21 protein-coding genes are annotated in these 19,320 nt (G+C 76.0%); 8 read left to right on the top strand and 13 right to left on the bottom strand.

The features are described from left to right. Nucleotides 1-1,091, top strand: a 1,091-nt coding sequence (locus tag ABQ292_RS07370) for an SbcC/MukB-like Walker B domain-containing protein (RefSeq protein ID WP_369204789.1), incomplete at its 5' end; no start/stop codon positions are given. A gap of 22 nt (nt 1,092-1,113) precedes the next feature. Here the strand turns inward: ABQ292_RS07370 and ABQ292_RS07365 are convergent. Next, complete coding sequence (locus tag ABQ292_RS07365) at nt 1,114-1,644, bottom strand: GtrA family protein (RefSeq protein ID WP_369204787.1); 531 nt, start codon at nt 1,642-1,644, stop codon at nt 1,114-1,116. Between the two features lie 87 nt (nt 1,645-1,731). Between ABQ292_RS07365 and ABQ292_RS07360 the strand changes: the two genes are divergently transcribed. Continuing rightward, complete coding sequence (locus tag ABQ292_RS07360; protein ID WP_369204785.1) at nt 1,732-2,937, top strand: 5-(carboxyamino)imidazole ribonucleotide synthase; 1,206 nt, start codon at nt 1,732-1,734, stop codon at nt 2,935-2,937. 107 nt (nt 2,938-3,044) lie between these two features. On the opposite strand, the gene ABQ292_RS07355 is transcribed toward ABQ292_RS07360, so the two are convergent. After that, the gene (locus ABQ292_RS07355) at nt 3,045-4,553 is read right to left on the bottom strand and encodes a GNAT family N-acetyltransferase (RefSeq protein ID WP_369204783.1); all 1,509 of its coding nucleotides are present in this window, start codon (nt 4,551-4,553) and stop codon (nt 3,045-3,047) included. Between the two features lies 1 nt (nt 4,554). After that, nucleotides 4,555-5,286 (bottom strand): cytidylyltransferase domain-containing protein, encoded by a 732-nt coding sequence (locus tag ABQ292_RS07350; protein ID WP_369204781.1) that lies wholly within the window; start codon nt 5,284-5,286, stop codon nt 4,555-4,557. A 67-nt stretch (nt 5,287-5,353) separates the two neighbouring features. Between ABQ292_RS07350 and pseB the strand changes: the two genes are divergently transcribed. Next, entirely contained in the window at nt 5,354-6,367 is a 1,014-nt protein-coding gene (gene pseB / locus ABQ292_RS07345) for a UDP-N-acetylglucosamine 4,6-dehydratase (inverting) (protein ID WP_369204779.1), read from the top strand. A 4-nt stretch (nt 6,368-6,371) separates the two neighbouring features. Beyond that, nucleotides 6,372-7,499: a DegT/DnrJ/EryC1/StrS family aminotransferase gene (locus ABQ292_RS07340; protein ID WP_369204777.1), complete on the top strand. Its 1,128-nt coding sequence runs from the start codon at nt 6,372-6,374 to the stop codon at nt 7,497-7,499. On the opposite strand, the gene pseI is transcribed toward ABQ292_RS07340, so the two are convergent. The 3 genes from pseI to ABQ292_RS07325 all read right to left on the bottom strand — a co-directional run bounded on the left by pseI (nt 7,496) and on the right by ABQ292_RS07325 (nt 9,771). Further along, nucleotides 7,496-8,587, bottom strand: a complete 1,092-nt coding sequence (gene pseI, locus ABQ292_RS07335) for a pseudaminic acid synthase (RefSeq protein WP_369204775.1) — start codon at nt 8,585-8,587, stop codon at nt 7,496-7,498. The two genes, ABQ292_RS07340 and pseI, sit on opposite strands and share 4 nt — an antisense overlap. After that, the gene (locus ABQ292_RS07330) at nt 8,584-9,030 is read right to left on the bottom strand and encodes a hypothetical protein (protein WP_369204773.1); all 447 of its coding nucleotides are present in this window, start codon (nt 9,028-9,030) and stop codon (nt 8,584-8,586) included. Before ABQ292_RS07330 ends, pseI begins: the two co-directional genes overlap by 4 nt. A 75-nt stretch (nt 9,031-9,105) precedes the next feature. Continuing rightward, the gene (locus ABQ292_RS07325; RefSeq protein ID WP_369204771.1) at nt 9,106-9,771 is read right to left on the bottom strand and encodes an MDR/zinc-dependent alcohol dehydrogenase-like family protein; all 666 of its coding nucleotides are present in this window, start codon (nt 9,769-9,771) and stop codon (nt 9,106-9,108) included. A 282-nt stretch (nt 9,772-10,053) separates the two neighbouring features. Between ABQ292_RS07325 and purE the strand changes: the two genes are divergently transcribed. Then, complete coding sequence (purE, locus tag ABQ292_RS07320; protein ID WP_369204769.1) at nt 10,054-10,626, top strand: 5-(carboxyamino)imidazole ribonucleotide mutase; 573 nt, start codon at nt 10,054-10,056, stop codon at nt 10,624-10,626. Continuing rightward, nucleotides 10,623-11,792, top strand: coding sequence for an acyl-CoA dehydrogenase family protein (locus ABQ292_RS07315; protein WP_369204767.1), 1,170 nt, complete (start codon nt 10,623-10,625; stop codon nt 11,790-11,792). Before purE ends, ABQ292_RS07315 begins: the two co-directional genes overlap by 4 nt. A gap of 171 nt (nt 11,793-11,963) precedes the next feature. On the opposite strand, the gene ABQ292_RS07310 is transcribed toward ABQ292_RS07315, so the two are convergent. The 7 genes from ABQ292_RS07310 to ABQ292_RS07280 form a co-directional block, all read right to left on the bottom strand. Further along, complete coding sequence (locus tag ABQ292_RS07310; RefSeq protein WP_369204765.1) at nt 11,964-12,407, bottom strand: SDR family NAD(P)-dependent oxidoreductase; 444 nt, start codon at nt 12,405-12,407, stop codon at nt 11,964-11,966. Then, on the bottom strand, nt 12,365-12,892 hold the full coding sequence (locus ABQ292_RS07305) for a hypothetical protein (protein ID WP_369204763.1): 528 nt from the start codon (nt 12,890-12,892) through the stop codon (nt 12,365-12,367). The genes ABQ292_RS07310 and ABQ292_RS07305 overlap by 43 nt, the downstream gene beginning before the upstream one ends. A 58-nt stretch (nt 12,893-12,950) precedes the next feature. Next, nucleotides 12,951-13,439, bottom strand: coding sequence for an SDR family NAD(P)-dependent oxidoreductase (locus ABQ292_RS07300; RefSeq protein WP_369204761.1), 489 nt, complete (start codon nt 13,437-13,439; stop codon nt 12,951-12,953). After that, entirely contained in the window at nt 13,436-14,686 is a 1,251-nt protein-coding gene (locus tag ABQ292_RS07295; RefSeq protein ID WP_369204759.1) for an MFS transporter, read from the bottom strand. The genes ABQ292_RS07300 and ABQ292_RS07295 overlap by 4 nt, the downstream gene beginning before the upstream one ends. Next, nucleotides 14,683-15,723 carry an NAD(P)-dependent alcohol dehydrogenase gene (locus tag ABQ292_RS07290; protein WP_369204757.1) on the bottom strand — a complete coding sequence of 347 codons (1,041 nt, stop codon included), beginning with the start codon at nt 15,721-15,723 and terminating at the stop codon, nt 14,683-14,685. Before ABQ292_RS07290 ends, ABQ292_RS07295 begins: the two co-directional genes overlap by 4 nt. A gap of 47 nt (nt 15,724-15,770) precedes the next feature. Continuing rightward, entirely contained in the window at nt 15,771-16,175 is a 405-nt protein-coding gene (locus ABQ292_RS07285) for a (R)-mandelonitrile lyase (protein WP_369204795.1), read from the bottom strand. A 99-nt stretch (nt 16,176-16,274) separates the two neighbouring features. Further along, nucleotides 16,275-17,297, bottom strand: a complete 1,023-nt coding sequence (locus ABQ292_RS07280; protein ID WP_369204755.1) for a zinc-dependent alcohol dehydrogenase family protein — start codon at nt 17,295-17,297, stop codon at nt 16,275-16,277. 133 nt (nt 17,298-17,430) lie between these two features. Between ABQ292_RS07280 and ABQ292_RS07275 the strand changes: the two genes are divergently transcribed. Next, nucleotides 17,431-18,330, top strand: a complete 900-nt coding sequence (locus ABQ292_RS07275) for a helix-turn-helix transcriptional regulator (protein WP_369204753.1) — start codon at nt 17,431-17,433, stop codon at nt 18,328-18,330. A gap of 263 nt (nt 18,331-18,593) precedes the next feature. After that, nucleotides 18,594-19,316, top strand: a complete 723-nt coding sequence (locus tag ABQ292_RS07270) for an SGNH/GDSL hydrolase family protein (protein ID WP_369204751.1) — start codon at nt 18,594-18,596, stop codon at nt 19,314-19,316. Nucleotides 19,317-19,320: the final 4 nt, after the last annotated feature.

Below are 19,320 nucleotides of genomic sequence, written 5' to 3'. Positions count from 1 at the left end.
GCGAGGCGCTGCAGCGGTGCACCGCCGAGCGCACCACCCGTGCCGACGCGCTGGCCGAGCTGACCGCCCGGCTCGACGCCGTGCGCGGCGAGGACGCCGACCTGCGCGCCCGCACCACCCGGCTGACCCGGGAGGCCGAGCGGTGCGAGGCCGCCGTCGCCGCCGCCGACGAGGAGCGCCGGACCCGGACCGCCGCCGACGACGCCCGCGCGGAGGCCGGGGAGCGGTCCGCGGCCGCCGGGTTCGACGACGTCCTCGCCGCGGCCGGTGCGCTGCTGGCCGGCGGTGAGCTGGCTCCGCTCGACCGGCGGCTGCGCGAGCACGACGAGGCCCGCTCGGTGCTGGCCGCCACCCTGGCCGACCCCGACCTCGCCGACCTGGGCGACCGGCCCGACGTCGCGGCGCTGCAGGCGCGCTGCGCCGAGCTCACCGCCCGCCGCGAGGAGGCGGTGACCGCCCTCGACCAGGCCCGCCGCTGCGCCGGCGCGCTCGACGCGCTGGCCGGGGACGTCGTCGCGGCCGAGGTCGAGCTCGCCGAGCGCCGCGCCCGCACGGACCGGGTGACGGGGCTCGCCGACCTCGTGGGCGGCCGCGGCGCCAACACGCTGCGGATGCGGCTGCAGTCGTTCGTCCTCGCCGCCCGGCTCGAGCAGGTGGCCGAGGTGGCCAGCCGGCGGCTGCAGGAGATGTCGCGCGGGCGCTACACGTTCCTGCACAGCGACGCGATGGGCCGGCACGGGGCGCGCGGCGGGCTCGGGCTCGACGTCCTCGACGAGTACACCGGCACCCGCCGGCCCACCAAGACCCTCTCCGGCGGGGAGAGCTTCATGGCCTCGCTGGCGCTGGCCCTCGGCCTCGCCGACGTCGTCACCGCCGAGGCCGGCGGCGTGCAGATGGACACCCTGTTCGTCGACGAGGGCTTCGGCACGCTCGACGCCCAGGCGCTCGACGCGGTGATGACCGTGCTGGACGAGCTGCGCCGCGGCGGGCGGACGGTGGGCGTCATCAGCCACCTCGAGGAGCTGCGCACGCGCATCCCGACCCGGCTCGAGGTCGTCGCCGGGCGCTCCGGCTCGCGCCTGGCGAGCTGACCGGCGCGGAGCGCCGGGCCGCTCAGGCGCCCGAGGTGGCCGGCTCGCCGCCGGACAGCCGGCCCACCCCGCGCGCCGGCCGGCCCCCGGCCGGGGCCACGGACGGGGGCTCCTGGACCGCCCGGAACACCCACCGGCGGTAGGCGAACCACCGGATCACCGTGCCCAGCCCGATGGAGGCGACGTTGGCCGCCTGCAGGACCAGGGCGGCCTGCTGGCCGAGCCCGTGGCGCACCAGCGCCACCACCGCCAGGCTCAGCAGCAGGGTCGCGCCGTTGACCGCGATGAAGACCAGGTACTCGCGGCGGTAGCCCGAGCGCTCCCGGTGCGCGAAGGACCAGAACCGGTGACCCACGTAGGCCGCGGTCATGGCCACCACCGAGGACACGAGCTTGGCCGTCACCGCCTCCGCGCCCCAGGCGTACAGGAGCTGGAACACGCCGAGGTCGAGGACGAAGCTCGCCGCTCCCACCACGCCGAACGCCGACAGCTCCTTGAGCAGCAGCCGCCAGGTGGTCCCCGCGCGATGGCGTACGGCCGGGAGGAGGGGCACGCCCGACGACTGTACGGACCGGCAGCGGGCCCCTGGCGGCGGCGCGACGACGGCCGCGGCGGAGCCGCTCGATACGGTGGTCCCACCATGCCTGCCCCGACCGACCCGAGGACCGGCCTGCCCGTCGTCGCCATGGTGGGAGGCGGGCAGCTCGCCCGGATGACCCACCAGGCCGCGATCGCGCTCGGCCAGTCGCTGCGGGTGCTGGCCACCGACCCCGGCGAGTCCGCCGCCCTGGTCGCCGCCGACGTCCGCCTCGGCGACCACCGCGACCTCGACGCCCTGCGCGCCCTGGCCGAGGGCGCCACCGTCGTCACCTTCGACCACGAGCACGTGCCCACCGAGCACCTGCAGGCGCTGGTCGCCGACGGCGTCCGCGTCGCCCCGGGCCCGGACGCGCTCGTGCACGCCCAGGACAAGCTCGTGCTGCGCCGCGCCATGGCCGCGGCCGGCGAGCCCCAGCCGCAGTGGGCCGAGGTGCAGACCCTGCAGGGCATCACCGACCTCGCCGACGCCGTCGGCTGGCCGGTGGTCGTCAAGACCCCGCGCGGCGGCTACGACGGCAGGGGCGTGTTCGTCGTCGACGCCGCCGAGGAGGCCGCGGACCTGCTCACCGCGCACGGGACGCTGCTGGTCGAGCAGCGGGTGGCGCTGGTGCGCGAGCTGGCCGTGCTGGTGGCCCGCTCGCCCTTCGGCCAGGTCGCCGTCTGGCCGGTGGTGGAGACCGTGCAGCGCGACGGCATCAACACCGAGGTCCTCGCCCCGGCGCCCGGCCTCGACGAGGAGACGGCGCTGGCCGCGCAGGAGCTCGCCGTGCGGATCGCCGACCGGGTGGGCGTCGTCGGGGTCATGGCCGTCGAGCTGTTCCAGACCGCCGACGGCGTGCTGGTCAACGAGCTGGCCATGCGCCCGCACAACTCGGGGCACTGGACGATCGAGGGCGCTCGGACCAGCCAGTTCGAGCAGCACCTGCGCGCCGTCCTCGACTACCCGCTGGGGTCCACGGAGATGGCCGCGCCGGTCGTGGTCATGGCCAACGTGCTCGGCGGCGCCGCCTCGGCGGCCGGCTGGGACGGTCCCGGCCTCGACGAGCGGGTGCACCACCTCATGGCGCACTGGCCCGACGTCAAGCTGCACTGGTACGGCAAGGGCCAGCGGCCCGGCCGCAAGCTGGGGCACGTCACCGCGCTGGGCGAGGACCTCGCCGAGGTGCGCGCCCGCGCGGTCGCCGCCGCCCGCTACCTCGCCGACGGCGAGGTCGACCCGGCGTTCGCCTTCGCGCAGGAGCACTGAGGGGCTCCGCACCGACCTGCCCGGGGGAGCGACGCGGGCCGGCCGGCGGGGGGTGCCCCGGCGACCTCCTCAGGCCAGGGCCACCTCCTCAGGCCAGGGCCACCTCCTCAGGCCAGGGCCTTGACGACCACGCGGAGGCCGGGGTGGTCACCGCCGAGGGCGGCGCTCGTCCGGGCGTCGGCCGGGCGGTAGCCCGCCCGGCCGAACAGCGCGAGCGAGGCCGCGTTGCCCTCGCGCACCCGGGCGACGAGTCGGTCGCCCCCGCCGCCGTGGGCGAGCAGGTGTTCCTCGCCGCAGGACAGGACGGTGCCGGAGAGCCCCCGCCCCCGGCTCTCCGGGGCGAGCGTCAGTGAGACCTCCCAGGCGCCGGCGCCGAGCCGGTCGAAGCGCACGGTCCCCACCCGCTGCGCCCCCGAGCCGACGAGCAGCAGGTGACGGCCGGGGTCGGCCAGGACGCCGGAGAACCACGCCGCGTGGGCGGACGGGCTCACCGGGTCGGTGGTGATCGACTGGGCGCGGGTCTGCGCGTCGTTGCGCCACGCGAGCAGGAGGTCGCTGTCCCCGGGAGCGGCGCGCGCCACCCACCACCCGCGGTCGCCGTCGGCCGTCCGGCCGGTCCACACCGCGTCCCACGCCGCGACCAGCCGCGCCGCACCCGCACCGTCGACCCGCGCGGCAGCGGCGGCGGCGAGCCCGGCCAGGCGGCCGGCGTCGGCGAGCACCTCCCGCAGGTCCGCGGCGAGCCGGTCGCGGTCGCGGAGCAGGCCGGCGGCGGTCCCCAGGGGCAGCGCCGCGCCGGAGGCCACCAGGTCCCGGTAGGTCTCCGCCTGGTTGTCCACCGCCTGCACGACGGCCATCGGCACGCCCATGACGGCCAGCTCGGACGTCGTGGTGCCGGCGGCGGTCACCACCAGCGCCGAACGGGCGGCCTGGTCGAGCAGGTCGGGCCCGGGGGGCCGGGAGACGGCGCCGGGGTGGCGCGCACGGCCGCCTACGGCGGCGGCCGGGTCCACGACGACGACCTCGTACGGCAGGCCGTCCGCGGACCCGCCGACCGCGGCGGTGGCCACGGCGGCGAGCGCCGGCAGGATCCCGGCGGCGTCCGTCCCGCCCGCGACGACGAGCACCTGGCCAGTGGGTCCGCGGGTCCCCAGCCGGGCGCGCACGCCTGCCCGCACCAGTGCCTGGCGGGGGCCGGTGAGGCGCACGCGGGCGTCGACCACCGAGGCGGTGACGTGGCCGGTCGGGGAGGCGTCCAGCACCACGTCCGCGTCGCGCCGCCCCCACCGCCCGTCCTGGACCGAGCTGAGCAGGTACCCGGCCTCGCCGGGGCCGCCGCGCGGGAGCGGCGGGGTGACGGCGGTGTAGTGGTCGACGTGCAGGACCCGGGCCCCGGTCCGGCGGGCGGTCTCCTCGAGCGGCTCCGCGCCGTCCGCCAGGACGGGCAGGCCCGCCCCGGTCACGAGGGCCCGCGCCAGCGGGACGTCCACCGAGCCCACCAGCCCCACGTCCCACCCGGCCGCCCGCGCCGCCTCCGCCACGGCGAGGCAGCGCACCAGGTGGCCGACGCCTCCCGTGGCCGCCGCGTCGCACCGGAGCAGCGCCAGCCGCGGCACCTCAGCCCTCCGTGAGGGTCTTCTGGACGACGGCGGCGTTCAGCGCCACGAGGTCGGGCCGCCGGCGCAGGACCGCGACCAGCTCCCGCCACGACGGGGCGCGGTCGCCGGTCACCTCGACGAGGGCCTCGATCAGCGCGGCGTCCTCCGGGGTGTCGAGGGTGATCCGCAGGTCGTCCGCGGCCGGGGCCACGACCAGCCCCGTGAGCCGGAAGCGGTCGGGGTGGCTCCACACGTACGAGGTGACGTGCGTGCGGTCGTGGTCGCGGGCCTCCTCGCCGGCCCGGCGCAGCGCCGCGGCCGTGACCAGCTCGACGTCGAGCCCCCGGGGGAGCGTGCGGACCAGCGTCGTCGCCACGTAGTCCGCGGCGTCCGGAGCCGCCCGCCAGGCGGCGACCACCGCGCCGAGGAGCTCGGGGTCCAGGAGGGGGCAGTCCGCGGTCAGCCGCACGACCGCGTCGGCCGGGGAGGTGTCCAGGGCGCGCAGGTAGCGCTCGAGCACGTCGTCGACCGGTCCGCGGACGACGGCGGCCCCCGCGTCGCGGGCGAGCTCCGCGACGGCGTCGTCCTCGGGCAGCGTCGTGGTCGCCACGACGACCTCGTCGATGCCGGGACACGTGGCGGCGGCACGCAGGACCCAGCCCAGCACGGGCCGGCCGGCCAGCGGGCGCAGGACCTTGCCGGGCAGGCGGGTGGAGCCCGTGCGGGCCTGGACGACGGCGGCGACACGCACGACACCATCCTGCCCGAACCCGCCCGGTCGACTCCGGCCGGTCACCCGACGCGTACCCTCCGGATCGATGAGCGAGAGCGACGTCCTCCCACAGGACGCCCCCAGCAACCCCCTCGACGGCACGTCCGTCCTCGTCACGGGCGGCACCGGTTCCTTCGGCAAGGCCTTCGTCCAGCGGGCGCTGGACCTCGGCGCCCAGCGCATCGTGGTGTTCAGCCGGGACGAGCTCAAGCAGTCGGACGTGCGGGCCCTCTTCCACGACGACCCGCGGTTGCGGTGGTTCATCGGGGACATCCGCGACCGCGAGCGGCTGCGCCGGGCGATGCACGGCGTCGACGTGGTCGTGCACGCGGCCGCGCTCAAGCAGGTCGACACCGCTGAGTACAACCCCGTCGAGTACGTCCGCACCAACGTCAACGGCTCCGAGAACGTCATGGAGGCGGCCATCGACGCGGGCGTGCGCCGGGTCGTCGCGCTGTCGACGGACAAGGCGTCCAGCCCGATCAACCTCTACGGCGCCACCAAGCTGTGCGCCGACCGGCTGTTCATCTCGGCCAACCACTACGCCGCGCACCACGAGACGCGCTTCAGCGTCGTCCGGTACGGCAACGTGATGGGCAGCCGGGGCAGCGTCATCCCGCTGTTCCGCCGTCTCGCCGCGGAGGGCCGGCCGCTCCCGGTCACCGACCGGCGCATGACCCGGTTCTGGATCACCCTGCCGCAGGCGGTGGAGTTCGTCGTCGACTCGCTGCGGCTCATGCGCGGCGGGGAGCTGTACGTGCCGCGGATCCCCAGCACCCGGCTGGTCGACCTGGTCGAGGCCATCGCCTCGGGCGCCGAGACCGTGGAGGTCGGCATCCGCCCCGGGGAGAAGCTGCACGAGGAGATGATCGCGGCCGACGACTCGCGCCGGACGATCCGCACGGGGGACCGGTACGTCATCACGCCGTACCTCGCCGGCTGGGGCTACGAGCCGCCGGTGGGCGAGCAGATGCCCGACGGGTTCGCCTACCGCTCGGACACCAACGACCTGCTGCTCTCCGTCGAGGAGCTGAAGACGGTCCTCGACGAGCTCGACTGAGCCCGTGCTGCCCTACGCCCGCCAGTCGGTCGACGAGTCCGACGTCGCCGCCGTCGCCGCTGCGGTCACCGCCCCGTACCTGACCACCGGGCCGGCGGTGACGGCGTTCGAGGCCGACGTGGCGGCGGCCTGCGGAGGTGTGCCGGCGGTCGCGGTGACCTCCGGGACCGCGGCGCTGCACACCGCCTACGCGGCCGCGGGCGTGGGACCGGGCTCGGAGGTCGTCGTCCCGCCGCTGACGTTCGTGGCCACCGCGGCCACCGCGGCCCTGCTCGGTGCGCGGGTGGTCTTCGCCGACGTCGACGAGGCGACCGGCTGCCTCGACCCCGCCGCTGCGGCGAGCGCCGTGACACCCCGGACCGCCGTGGTGACGTCGGTCGACTACGCCGGCCTGCCCGGCGACGTGGAGGCGCTGCGGCGCGTCGCCGACGACGCCGGGGCGCTGCTGCTCGAGGACGCCGCCCACTCGGTTGGCACCACCTGGCGCGGCCGCCCCGTGGGAGGGCTCGCCGACCTGACCACGCTGAGCTTCTTCGCCACCAAGAACCTCACGACCGCCGAGGGCGGCGCCGTCCTCAGCCCGTCGCCGCAGCTGCTGGCCCGGGCCGCCGCGTTCCGCAACCACGGGCTGGTCCGGGACCCGGCCGAGCAGCGCTGGCCCGACGAGGGGCCGTGGCACCAGGAGGTGCACGCCTTCGGCCTGAACTACCGGCTGCCCGACGTCCTGTGCGCCCTGGGGTCGAGCCAGCTGCGCCGGCTGCCGGCCTTCGTCGCCCGGCGGGCCGAGCTCTCCGCCCGCTACGACGCCGCGCTGGCCGACGTCCCCGAGGTCCGGACCCCCCACCGCCCGGCCGACGCCGACGTGGCCTGGCACCTCTACGCGGCCCGTGTGCCCGAGCAGGACCGGCGGCGGCTCTTCGAGCACCTGCGGGCCCACGGCATCGGTGTCCAGGTCAACTACGTCCCGGCGCACTGGCACCCGGTCTTCGCCGACCTCGGCCACCGGCGCGGCGAGTGCCCGGTCGCCGAGCAGTGGTACCGGGAGGAGATCTCCCTGCCGCTCTACGTCGGCCTGACCGACGACGAGGTCGACCGCGTCTGCGACCTCGTGCGGGGGTTCTTCGGGGCCTAGGGAGCCGTGTCGGCCCGGTCGGCCCGGTCGGGCCGGTCCGTGCCGGGAGCGCCCAGCACGTCCCACGCCAGCGGCTGTCCGCGCCCGACCGGGCGCGCGAACGGCCGGCCCACGACGTCGTCCCAGTGCGCGGGGGCCAGTCCGCCGCCGGGACGCAGCGCGCGCACGTTGTGGGGGCCGACGACGTCCCCCGGGCGCACGTCCTCGACCACCCACAGCGAGCGCCGCAGCCGGGCGGTGTCCTCCTCGCCCGGCCGCACGCCGAAGCGGGGGCCGGAGGCGGTGGCCGCCCGCGCCGCCGTGCACTCGCGGACCAGGGCCGACAGCTCCTCGGGCAGCAGCGAGAAGGCGGCGTCCACGCCGCCGCTGCGGTCCAGGGTCACGTGCTTCTCGACGGCGACCGCGCCGAGCGCGACCGCGGCGACGGGTACGCCGATGCCGGGCGTGTGGTCGGAGATCCCCACGGGGACGCCGAAGGCCTGGCGGAGCACGGCGATGTTGGCCAGGTGGCTGCCGGCCGGGTCCGCGGGATAGGCGGCGGTGCAGCTGAGCAGCACCAGCTCGCCGGAGCCCGCCCCCCGCGCCGCCGACAGCGCCGCCTCCACCTCGGCCAGCGTGGCCATCCCCGTGGACAGCACCAGGGGCTTGCCGGTCGACGCGGCCGCACGGATCAGCGGCAGGTCCACCAGCTCGGCCGAGGCGATCTTGTAGATGCCGCAGTCCAGCGACTCGAGCAGCTCGAGCGCAGTCCCGTCGAAGGGGCTGGAGAACGGCACCAGGCCGCGGCCGCGGGCGTGCGCGAAGAGCTGCTCGTGCCACTCGTAGGGCGTGCCGGCCTGGCGGTAGAGGTCGAACAGCCCCCGCCCGCCCCACAGCTCGTGGCCCTCGCGGATGCGGAAGGGCGGGGCGTCGGAGTCGAGGGTCATCGACTCGGCGCGGTACGTCTGGAACTTGACCGACTGCGCGCCGGTGGCGGCGATGGCGTCGATGGTCGCCAGCGCGCGGTCGAGGCTGCCGTCGTGGTTCCCGGACAGCTCGGCGACGACCCAGGGGGTGGTGCCGTCGAGCAGCGCGGCGAGGTCGCTCACGAGGAGGCCCGGGCGGCCGCCTGGTCCTCCAGCCGCCGCAGCCGCTCCTCGTAGGCCGACACCAGGGACAGCCGGGCCCGCACCCGGGCGTGCTCCTCGCGGACGACGTCGACCAGCAGGCGGCTCTCCGGCAGGTCCTCGAGGGCGCCGGTCAGCACCACCGGACGGGCCTTCTGCTCCAGGCGGGCCTCGAACGAGGCCGCCTGCGGAGCCAGCCGGGCCAGCTCGTTGGCCGACCACGAGGACTCGCGGGCGACGTCGTCGACCCGGCGCTCCAGCTCGCCCAGCCGCTTGTCGAGGTGCTCCCCGGAGTCGGCCAGCCGACGGACGGTGTCCTCGAGCGCCTCGAGCTGCCCCCGCAGGCCGGCGAGCGTCCCGGCGGTCTGCTCCTCGATCCGCCAGGCCATGGAACGGCTGATGCGGTGGGTGAGCCTCGTGCGCATGGCCCTCATGGTCGGTCTCCCTCCGGTCCTGCGGAGCCCCCGGCGGTCGCCGCGGGGCAGGTCGTGCGCGGCCGTCTACGGCCAGATGGTGACCGAGCCCGCGGCTGCCCAGCGGCGCATCAGCCGGGACTCCAGGGCGATGCGGTGCTCGGGGCCGACGATGCAGTCGTCGCCCGAGGCGTGCGCCCAGCGGGTCTGGTGCGGGTCGTCGACGAAGGAGTACCCGGCGAGGTGGACGTGGGCGTCGGGGAACGTCGTGCGGGCCCACCAGGCCGCCATGGTGCCGGTCGTCGACCACAGCCCCTCCGCGCGGGAGTCCAGGCCCAGGTCCTCGGAGAGCGGGATGGTGAGGTCGTCGTTGTCGACGTGCAGGTGCCCCAGGTCGGCCGGCCACCACGAGGGCACCTGCTCCGGCTCCCAGTGCAGGCGCCCGGGCTCGACCATGAGGTGCAGCCGGTCCTGGTAGCCGGCGAAGAACCAGGGGGTGGCACGCAGCGCGCGGTTGAAGAAGACGACGTGCGCCCGCCGGCCGTAGGTGGCCTCGTCCACGGCGTCGTCCAGCCGGAAGCCGTTGACCCGGACGACGAGGTCGGCACCGTCGATGGCCGCCACCCGCTCCGCGTCCGGCGTCATCGGCTTGTTGCCGACCACGGCGACGGTGCGGACGCGCGGGTCGGCGGCGTAGGTCCGGGCCAGGTCACGGAGGTCGGCCCTCCACCGTTCGGCGACGACGCTGCTCACGCCTCGCAGCGTATCGACCACGGAGAGGCATGGCGGCTCTCCGGCGCAGGTCGGTGGCGCACCCGCGTCACCCGTCACACCAGCCCCGCGGGACCCGGCCGTGGCCGCTCCCGGCCGCCGGTCCGGGTACGGGCCGTGACGCCCGGACCGGCCGGGAGGGGCCCGCCGCGCCGCTGCTCGATACGGTGGGCCCGCCGTGCCCGCCGCGGTCCAGCCGGGCCCGGCCCGTGCGTCGCCGCGGTGGGTGGCCGGCCCGGACGACCACCCTGGGGAGGAGCCCGCGTGGACCCGCTCGTCGGCATCGTGATGGGCAGCGACTCGGACTGGCCGACGATGGAACCGGCCGCCGCGGCGCTCGAGGAGTTCGGCGTCCCGTACGAGGTGCGCGTCCTCTCGGCGCACCGCACCCCGCACCGGATGCTCGACTACGCGACGACGGCGGCCGGGCGCGGCCTGCGGGTGGTCGTCGCCGGCGCCGGGGGAGCGGCCCACCTGCCGGGCATGCTCGCCGCCGCCACGCCGCTGCCGGTCATCGGCGTCCCGCGCCCGCTCGACCGGCTCGACGGCCTCGACAGCCTGCTGTCGATCGTGCAGATGCCCGCGGGCGTGCCGGTGGCGACGGTGTCGATCGGCGGCGGGCGCAACGCCGGCCTGCTCGCCGTCCGCGTGCTGGCCGCCTCCGACGAGCGGCTGCGGGGCGCCGTCGAGCGGTTCCAGGCCGACCTCGCCGACTCCGTCGTCGCCCGCGACGCCGCCCTCCGCGAGTCGCTCACGGGTGGCCCTCCTGCAGGGACCCGCCGCGAGCAGGCGAGTGGTGGGGGGCAGGTGGGTCCTCCTTCTAGCATCTACCCGTGAGTAACAGCGGCCTGTACCAGCTGACCGAGGAGCACGACGCGATCCGGGCCGCGGTCCGGGACATCGCCGAGCGGGAGATCGCCCCGTACGCCGCCGAGGTCGACGCCGACTCGCGGTACCCGATCGAGGCGCAGAAGGCGCTGACGGCGGCCGGCTTCCACGCCACCCACATCCCGGAGGCCTACGGGGGCGAGGGCGCCGACGCGGTCGCGACCTGCATCGTCATCGAGGAGGTCGCCCGGGTCGACGCCAGCGCCTCGCTGATCCCGGCGGTCAACAAGCTCGGGTCGATGCCGGTCGTCCTGTCGGCGTCGGAGGAGCTCAAGCAGCAGGTCCTCCCGACGATCGCGTCGGGCCGGGCGATGATCAGCTACGGCCTGTCCGAGCGGGAGGCGGGCTCGGACGCCGCGGCGATGAGGACGCGGGCCCGCCGCGACGGCGACACCTGGGTGCTCAACGGCAGCAAGGCCTGGATCACCAACTCAGGGATCTCCGAGTGGTACACGGTCATGGCCGTCACCGACCCGGAGAAGCGGGCCAACGGCATCTCCGCGTTCGTCGTCCACCGCGACGACCCGGGCTTCGCCGTGGGCCCCAAGGAGCGGAAGATGGGCATCAAGGGCTCGCCCACCTGCGAGCTCCACCTCACCGACTGCACCATCCCGGCCGACCGCGTCATCGGCGAGCCCGGCACCGGCTTCAAGACCGCGCTGCGGACGCTGGACTACACCCGCCCGACCATCGGCGCGCAGGCCGTCGGCATCGCCCAGGGCGCGCTCGACGCCGCGGTGGCCTACACCCGCGAGCGCAGGCAGTTCGGCAGGGCGGTCAGCGACTTCCAGGGCGTGCAGTTCATGCTCGCCGACATGGCCATGCAGATCGAGGCCGCCCGGCACCTGGTCTACGTGGCCGCCGCCCGCGGCGAGTCCGGCCACTCCGGCGGAAAGGTGGACCCCGACCTGGGCCGGCTGTGCGCCGCGGCGAAGGCCTTCGCCTCCGACGTCGCCATGAAGGTCACCACCGACGCCGTCCAGCTCTTCGGCGGCGCCGGCTACACGCAGGACTTCCCGGTCGAGCGCATGATGCGCGACGCCAAGATCACGCAGATCTACGAGGGCACCAACCAGATCCAGCGCCTGGTGATCGCGCGGAGTCTCCTGAAGTAGGACGTCGACCTGCGTTCGTGCAGGTCGCGACCGTGGTGGGTCGCCCCGGGGACCGGGTGTCGCCTCGCCGCGACGCCGTCCCACGGAGTGGTCCCGGCACCTGGCGGAACCGGCTCGCGCGGGCCGTCGGCGGTGTCGTGGGGAGCAGGACGGGCCGGGCGCCCGCCGCCGTCAGCGGCCGACGGTCCGGCCGCCGTGGACGACCGGGGCGTGGCCGACGACGATGCCCGGGCAGGTGGCGTCGATCCGGATGCCGGCGGCGGCGTGCTCCAGCGCGGCGGACCCGGTCAGGCCGATCACGCCCCACTTCTCGGCGGCGTAGCCGGCCTGCTCGGCGATGCGGATGACGCCCTCGCCGGCGCGGGCGGCGGTGACGCAACAGCCCAGGACCGCGACGGCCATCACGCCGGCAGCCCCTGCCGAGGCGGCGAGCGCGGGCAGCCACCCGCGGTGGCGGAGGCGTCGACGGGCGGCCGACCGGCGGGCCTGCCGGGCGGCGCGGGCGCGCCGGCGCAGGAGCAGCCAGGTGACCGCGACGACGACCGGCACGCCGGCCAGGGCGACCACGCCGTTCAGCAGCGGAGCGGCGGCGCCCGCCGCAGCCCCCAGCGCCACCAGACCCACGACCACAGCAGCGCCGCGGGGACCGTGCCGCGCAGCACGGTCGACAGCGGCACCCCGGATCGGGCGGCGATGCGCGGTGCGAGCGTCCGCGCCCCGGTGACGAGCTGCGACATCCCCGCGATGCGCACCGGCTGCCGTGCGACGGCCCCCGCCCACGGGGACGCCGACCGGTCGACCACACGTCGCACCCGCACGGGCAGCAACCGTCCGAGCCACCCGCCGGTCGGCAGCAGCGCGCCGGAGCCGGCCCGCGCGGCGCGGCGGTGACCGAGCGCGGCGCCTGCCACCGTGGCGGCGGCCACGGTCAGGGCGGCCACCGGCAGCGGGACCAGCCCGGCGCCGGCGAGGACGCCGAAGCCGATCACCAGCGACGAGCCGGGCAGCACCAGGCCGATGAGCAGACCGGACTCCGCCACGAGCACCAGGGCGACCGCCAACGGCACGGCGCACACGGGCAGGGCGCTGAGCCAGTCCATCAGCCCGTGCGCGGCGGGGTGCCGGCCGGTGCTCCAGCTGGACGGGGATGGTGTGCGTTCACGCGTCGAGGTCGTCGGCGAAGCGGCGGAACGCGCCCCGTTCGGTGTGCATCGCCCAGAGCGTGTCGGCGAGCACGGAAGGGTCGTTGCGTGGATGGCCCGGTGTGATCGCGCCCGGGATGATCAGCTGCCCGACGTGGACGTCCTCGACGGCCAGCACCTCGTGCAGCATCTGGGCGTACGCGGACTCACCGGCGAAGGCGATCGACGTGCCGGCCACCTGCGGGTCGGGTCGGGCGGCGCTGCCGCCGTTGACGAACAGCACGGTGCCGCGGCCCAGCGCCCGCAGGCCGGGCAGCAGCTGGTCGACGGCGGCGACGGGGCCGTGGACGGAGGACTCCAGCGCGCCGGCCAGGTCGGCGGCGAGTGCGTCCACACGCTCCTGACTGCGGGAGAGCAGGGCGACGTCGAAGCCCTGCCGGCCGAAGCGGCGGGCGGATGCAGCGCCGAGGCCGCGCCCGGCGCCCACGATGGCGATGGTGGTCACGGTCTGCCTCCTGACGGGGAGCGGCGCTGGAGCAGCGCGATGGCGATCGTGGGGATGAGGGTCAGCGCGGCGAGGATCGTCCCCACCACGGCGGGGCCGGTCGCCCCGAGTCCGGAGTCGAGGGCGCGGCCGGCGACCCCGGAGCCGACCGCGGTGCCGAGGTTGTACGCCGAGACGGACATCGCCACTCCCAGGGTGGGTGCCACGCCGGCGAAGCGGACGGCCAGTGCCGACAGCACCGGGTTGGCGCTCAGCCCGATCAGCCCGAGCAGGACCACCAGCAGCACCGTGGGCACGGGGTGGGCGGACAGCACGCAGATCGCCAGCAGCACGGCGGTGGTCGACGCCGCGACCGCGATGGTCGTCGCGTGCGGGCGGACGTCGCCGAGGCGACCACCGACGATCGTGCCGATGAGCGAGCCGACGCCGAACCCGACGAGCACCAGCGGCACCCATCCGGGAGCGATACCGGCCCGGTCGGTCAGCAGCGGGGAGACGTAGGAGTAGGCCGACAGCACGCCGCCGGTGGTGGCCGCGCAGGCCGCCAGCACCAACCACAGCCGGCCGGACCGCATCGCACCGAGCTCCGACCGCAGGGAGACCGACTGCTGGTCGTCCCCCGCTCGCGGGACGTGCCGGGCGATGAGCGGCACGGCGGCCAGCGCCAGGGCGGCCAGGGCCCAGAACGGCCCCCGCCAGCCCGACAGCTGGCCGGCGAACGCGCCGAGCGGCACGCCGACGACGTTGGCGAGCATGCCCCCGGCACCCACCAGGCCCAGGGCGCGGGCGCTGGCGCCAGGACCGGCGGCGCGGGTCGCGGCCACCGACGCCACCGACCAGAACGCCCCGGTCGCCCAGGCCGTCCCGAACCGTGCGGCCAGCAGCAACGGGAAGCTGTCTCCCAGCGCGACGACGACGTGCCCGACCGCGAACACCGCGAGGGCGGTCATCAGCGTCACCCGTCGCGGCACCCGCCGGGTGAGCAGCGCCATCGTCGGTGCGCCGACGATCATCCCGGCCGCGAACACCGTGATCAGCAACCCGGCCCGGGCCACGCTCACCTGCAGGTCGCCGGCGATCTCCGGCAGCAGGCCCGCGACGACGAACTCGGTGGTGAGCATGAGGAACGTGCCGGCGGCCAGCACGTACACGACGAACGGGAGCCGCGGTGGCGCTCCACCGCCGGTGACCGGACCGGCGGTCGCTGCCGCCGGCCCGGCCGGGCGGGTCAGGTGCGCCGCGGTCACCGCAGGGTGGAGGTGTCGATGACGAACCGGTAGCGGACGTCGGAGGCCAGCACGCGCTCGTAGGCCTCGTTGACCCGGTCGGCGGCGATGACCTCGACCTCGGCGCCGATGCCGTGCTCGGCGCAGAAGTCCAGCATCTCCTGGGTCTCGCCGATGCCGCCGATCATCGAGCCGGCGTAGGAGCGGCGGCCGCCGATCAGCGACATCGCGTTCAGGCTCAGCGGCTCGGCGGGGGCGCCGACGTTGACCAGCGTGCCGTCGACGGCCAGCAGGGACAGGTACGCGTCGACGTCGATCGTGGCGCTGACGGTGTTGACGATCAGGTCGAACCGGCCGGCCAGCTGCGGGAACGTGTCCGGGTCGCTGGTGGCGAGGTACTGGTCCGCGCCCAGCCGCAGGCCGTCCTCCTGCTTCTTCAGCGACTGCGACAGCACGGTCACCTCGGCACCCATGGCGTGCGCGAGCTTGACGGCCATGTGGCCCAGGCCGCCGAGGCCGACGACGGCGACCCGCCTGCCCGGCCCGGCACCCCAGCGGCGCAGCGGACTGTAGGTGGTGATGCCGGCGCACAGCAGCGGCGCGGCGGACGCCGGGTCGATGCCGTCGGGCACGCGGAGCACGAAGCCGGCGTCGACGACCACGTGGGTGGAGTAGCCGCCCTGCGTGGTGCTGCCGTCCCGGTCGGTGCCGGCGTAGGTCGGCACCATGCCGTCCAGGCAGTACTGCTCGTCGCCGTTGCGGCAGTTGGTGCACGTCCCGCAGGAGTTCACCATGCAGCCGACGCCGACGCGGTCACCGACCCGGTGGCGCGTGACGTCGGGCCCGACCTGGGTGACGACGCCGACGATCTCGTGGCCGGGGACGACGGGGAAGGGCTGGGGACCCCAGTCGCCGTTGACGGTGTGGATGTCGGAGTGGCAGATGCCGGCGTACTCGATCTCGATGAGGACGTCGTTCGGGCCGACGGCCCGGCGCTCGATGGTGGTGGGGGCCAGGGGCCGGCCGGCGGCGGGGGCGGCGTAGGCGTGGACGCGCATGGGGGAGTGCTCCTCGTCCAGGGGTGGTGGTCGGGTGGGGGCGGGCGTCAGTCGACGGCCGGGGCGGTGGCGTACTCCTCGTCGGTGACGGGGGTCAGCCAGTGCACGACGGCGTGGTCGCCGTCGGCCTCGTTGATGGCCAGGTGGACCATGAGCCGGCTGGGCGCGGCGCCGTGCCAGTGCTCCTCGTCGGCCTCGAACAGGACCCGGTCGCCGGGGCGGATGACCTCGACGGGGCCGCCCCGGCGCTGGCACAGGCCGACGCCCTCGGTGACGAAGACGGTCTGGCTCAGGGGGTGACGGTGCCAGTGGGTGCGCGCGCCGGGCGTGAAGTGCACCAGGTTGGCGGTGACCCGGGACGGCGCGGGCGCGGCGGCGACGGCGTCGATGTACACGTCGCCGGTGAACCAGTCGGCGGGACCCTTGACGGTGTCGATCGAGCTGCGGGTCATCTGCACGGTCGTCCTCCTCCGTGGGTGTCAGGTGTCGGTGGGCACGGCCGACACGCCCCTCCCGCAGCACGCGAGCGGGACAGCGCGGCGGCGAGGTGGTCAGGGACGCAGCAGCGTCTTGATCGCGCGGCGCTCGTCCATCGCCCGGTATCCCTCGGCCGCCTGGTCGAGGGGCAGCTCGAGGTCGAAGACCTTCCCGGGGTCGATGGCCCGGGTCGTGATCAGGTCGACCAGCTCGGGCAGGAAGCGGCGCACCGGGGCCGGGCCGCCGTGCAGGTGCACGCCGGAGAAGAACAGCTCGTCGCCGGGCAGCGCGACGTCGTGGGAGACGCCCACGTAGCCGACGTGCCCGCCGGGACGGGTGGCGCGGATGGCCTGCATCATCGACTCCTGGGTGCCCACGGCCTCGATGACCGAGTGCGCGCCCAGGCCGTTGGTGAGGTCCTTGACCTCGGCCACGCCCTCGTCGCCGCGCGTCGTGACGACATCGGTGGCGCCCAACTCGCGGGCCAACTGCTGCCGGGACTCGTGCCGGCTGAAGGCGATGATCCGCTCGGCGCCGAGCTGCTTCGCGGCGAGGACGCCGAGCAGGCCGACGGCGCCGTCGCCGACGACGGCCACGGTCTTCCCCGGGCCGGCCTCCCCGGCCACGGCGGCGAACCAGCCGGTGCCGAGCACGTCGGAGGCGGCCAGCAGGCCCGGGACCAGGTCGTCCGAGGGCATGTCCGGAGTGGCGACGAGGGTGCCGTCGGCCAGCGGGATGCGGGCGTACTCGGCCTGGGTGCCGATGGCGCCCATCAGCTCGGCGTGCACGCAGCGGGACTGGTAGCCGGCCCGGCAGATCTCGCAGGTGTTGTCGCTGGCGAAGAACGAGCCGACGACGAACTGCCCCGGGCGGATGTCGCGGACGTCGCTGCCGACCTCCTCGACGACGCCCACGTACTCGTGCCCCATCGGCGCCGGCCCGTCGACCGTCTCGATGCCGCGGTAGGGCCACAGGTCCGAGCCGCACACGCAGGTGGCGGCCAGCCGGATCACCGCGTCGGTGGGCTGCTCGATCGTCGGGTCGGGACGCTGCTCGACGCGGACGTCGCCGGGGGCATGGAGAACGGCTCCTCGCACGATGGTGCTCCTTCTCGTCTCGGTGGGCGCTGGGCTCCACGGAACGCCTCCGGGCACGCGCGTGGGAGGTCGGGTTTGTGGGGGGTAGAACCTCGACCCCCCACCGCAGACCGATCTCCGTACCGTCGGATCCGTGGACAACCGCGCCGAGATCCGCGACTTCCTCGCCAGCCGTCGCGCCAAGATCACCCCCGAGCAGGCCGGTCTGCTCCCCGGGGGTGGCCGCCGGCGGGTGCCCGGCCTGCGCCGGGAGGAGGTCGCCGTCCTCGCCGGGGTGAGCACCGACTGGTACACCCGGCTGGAGAAGGGCCACATCGCCGGCGTCTCCGAGGACGTACTGGAGGCCGTCGCCCGGGCGCTGCAGCTGGACGAGGCCGAGCGGGCCCACCTGTTCAACCTGGCCCGCGCCGCCGCCCGGCCGGCCCGCGCGCCGCAGCGGCGCGGCAGGGCGCAGATCCAGCCCCGGGTGCAGTGGATGCTGGACTCGATGACGGGGTCGGCCGCGTTCGTCGCCAACGGCCGCCTCGACGTCCTCGCGACCAACACCCTCGGGTGGGCGCTGCTCTCACCGCTGTTCGACGACCCGCGGCGGCCGGCGAACTTCGCCCGCTTCCAGTTCCTGGACCCGCAGGCGCACGACTACTACCTGGACTGGGGGGCCGCGGCCAACGTCACCGTCGCCCTGCTCCGCGCCGAGGCCGGCCGCCGCCCGCACGACACGCAGCTGCGCGAACTCGTGGGAGAGCTCTCCACGGTCAGCGAGGAGTTCCGCACCCGCTGGGCGGCCCACGACGTCCGCATCCACCACAACGGCGCCAAGCAGTTCCGCCACCCCGTCGTCGGCACGCTCGACCTCGGCTACTGCACCCTCGACCTGCCCACCGAGGACCGCTCGGACCTCCGCCTGACCATCTACACCGCCGAACCCGGATCCGCGTCCGAGGACGGTCTCAAGCTGCTGGCCAGCTGGGCGGCGACCAACGCAGCTCCGACCGCCGGCGGCGCGGCCGCCCCGGCCACCGACCGGACCTGACCGCCACTGGCCGCACGGTCCCGGTGGCACGACGAGGGACCGGGCCGCTCGCCCGTCGGCCGACCCGGCCGGTGCCCGGTGGCCTCGCGGACGTGCCAGGTCAGCGGGGAAGGGGGTGCCGAGGTCCGGGACCACCCGGATCCACGAGGCGGCAACCGGATCCAGCGCCTGGTGACCGCCCGCTGCCTGCTCCGGTAGGGCGCCGCCCACCCGGAGCAGCCCCTCGGGGAGGACCGGACGGCCGGTGCGGTCATCCTGGTCGGGTGGCCGCACCCGTGTCCCACCTCGCCGGGCTCCTCGTGTCCTGCCTGCTGGCCTGCCCGGCGCTGGCCGCCTGCGGCGGCACCGGCAGCGCCGAGGGGCCGACGACACCGTCGGCCGCGCCGACCACCACGACCGCCCCGACGACGCCGCCGACGACGACCGCCGGTGGGGTGCGCGCGGTCTTCCTCGGCGACTCCTACACGGTCGGCGTCGGGTCGGACGGCCCGACGTACGCGGCGCAGGTCGCCGACCGGCTGGGCTGGACGCAGGTGGAGGCCGCGCAGTCGGGCACCGGCTACGTCGCCGACGGCGGGGGAAGGGGCAACGCGCCCTTCGGCGACCGGGTCGACGACGTCGCCGCCGCCGACCCGGACGTCGTCGTGGTCCAGGGCAGCACCAACGACGTCGGAGCCGACCCGGCCGCGGTCGCCGCGGCCGCCGCCCACCTGTACGGCGACCTGGCCGCCGCGGTCCCCGACGCCGACGTCGTCGTCCTCGGCCCCCTGGCGCCGCCCGAGGTGCCGCGCCCCGGGGTCGAGGCCGTCCGCGACGCCCTGGCGACGGCCGCCGGGCAGGCCGGTCTGCGGTTCGTCGACCCGGTCGCCGGCGGCTGGCTGGAGCCCCCGGAGGGGCTCTACGCCGACGGGCTGCACCCCGACGACGAGGGCTACGCGCGGCTGGCCGACGAGCTGGTCGAGGAGCTCCGCGCGGCGGGCTGGTGACCGG

It is taken from the genome of Geodermatophilus maliterrae, from assembly GCF_041018925.1.
GTDB classification, from domain to species: Bacteria; Actinomycetota; Actinomycetes; order Mycobacteriales; family Geodermatophilaceae; genus Geodermatophilus; species Geodermatophilus maliterrae.
This window is presented reverse-complemented; position numbering and strand designations above follow the sequence as displayed.

What these genes read in the sequence shown, in the direction of transcription:
- pseB (WP_369204779.1), top strand. Translation starts at nt 5,354, where the DNA reads ATGAGCGAGAGCGACGTCCTCCCACAGGACGCCCCCAGCAACCCCCTC.
- ABQ292_RS07285 (WP_369204795.1), bottom strand. Translation starts at nt 16,175, where the DNA reads ATGACCCGCAGCTCGATCGACACCGTCAAGGGTCCCGCCGACTGGTTC.
- ABQ292_RS07330 (WP_369204773.1), bottom strand. Translation starts at nt 9,030, where the DNA reads ATGCGCACGAGGCTCACCCACCGCATCAGCCGTTCCATGGCCTGGCGG.
- ABQ292_RS07360 (WP_369204785.1), top strand. Translation starts at nt 1,732, where the DNA reads ATGCCTGCCCCGACCGACCCGAGGACCGGCCTGCCCGTCGTCGCCATG.
- ABQ292_RS07290 (WP_369204757.1), bottom strand. Translation starts at nt 15,723, where the DNA reads ATGCGCGTCCACGCCTACGCCGCCCCCGCCGCCGGCCGGCCCCTGGCC.
- ABQ292_RS07305 (WP_369204763.1), bottom strand. Translation starts at nt 12,892, where the DNA reads ATGGACTGGCTCAGCGCCCTGCCCGTGTGCGCCGTGCCGTTGGCGGTC.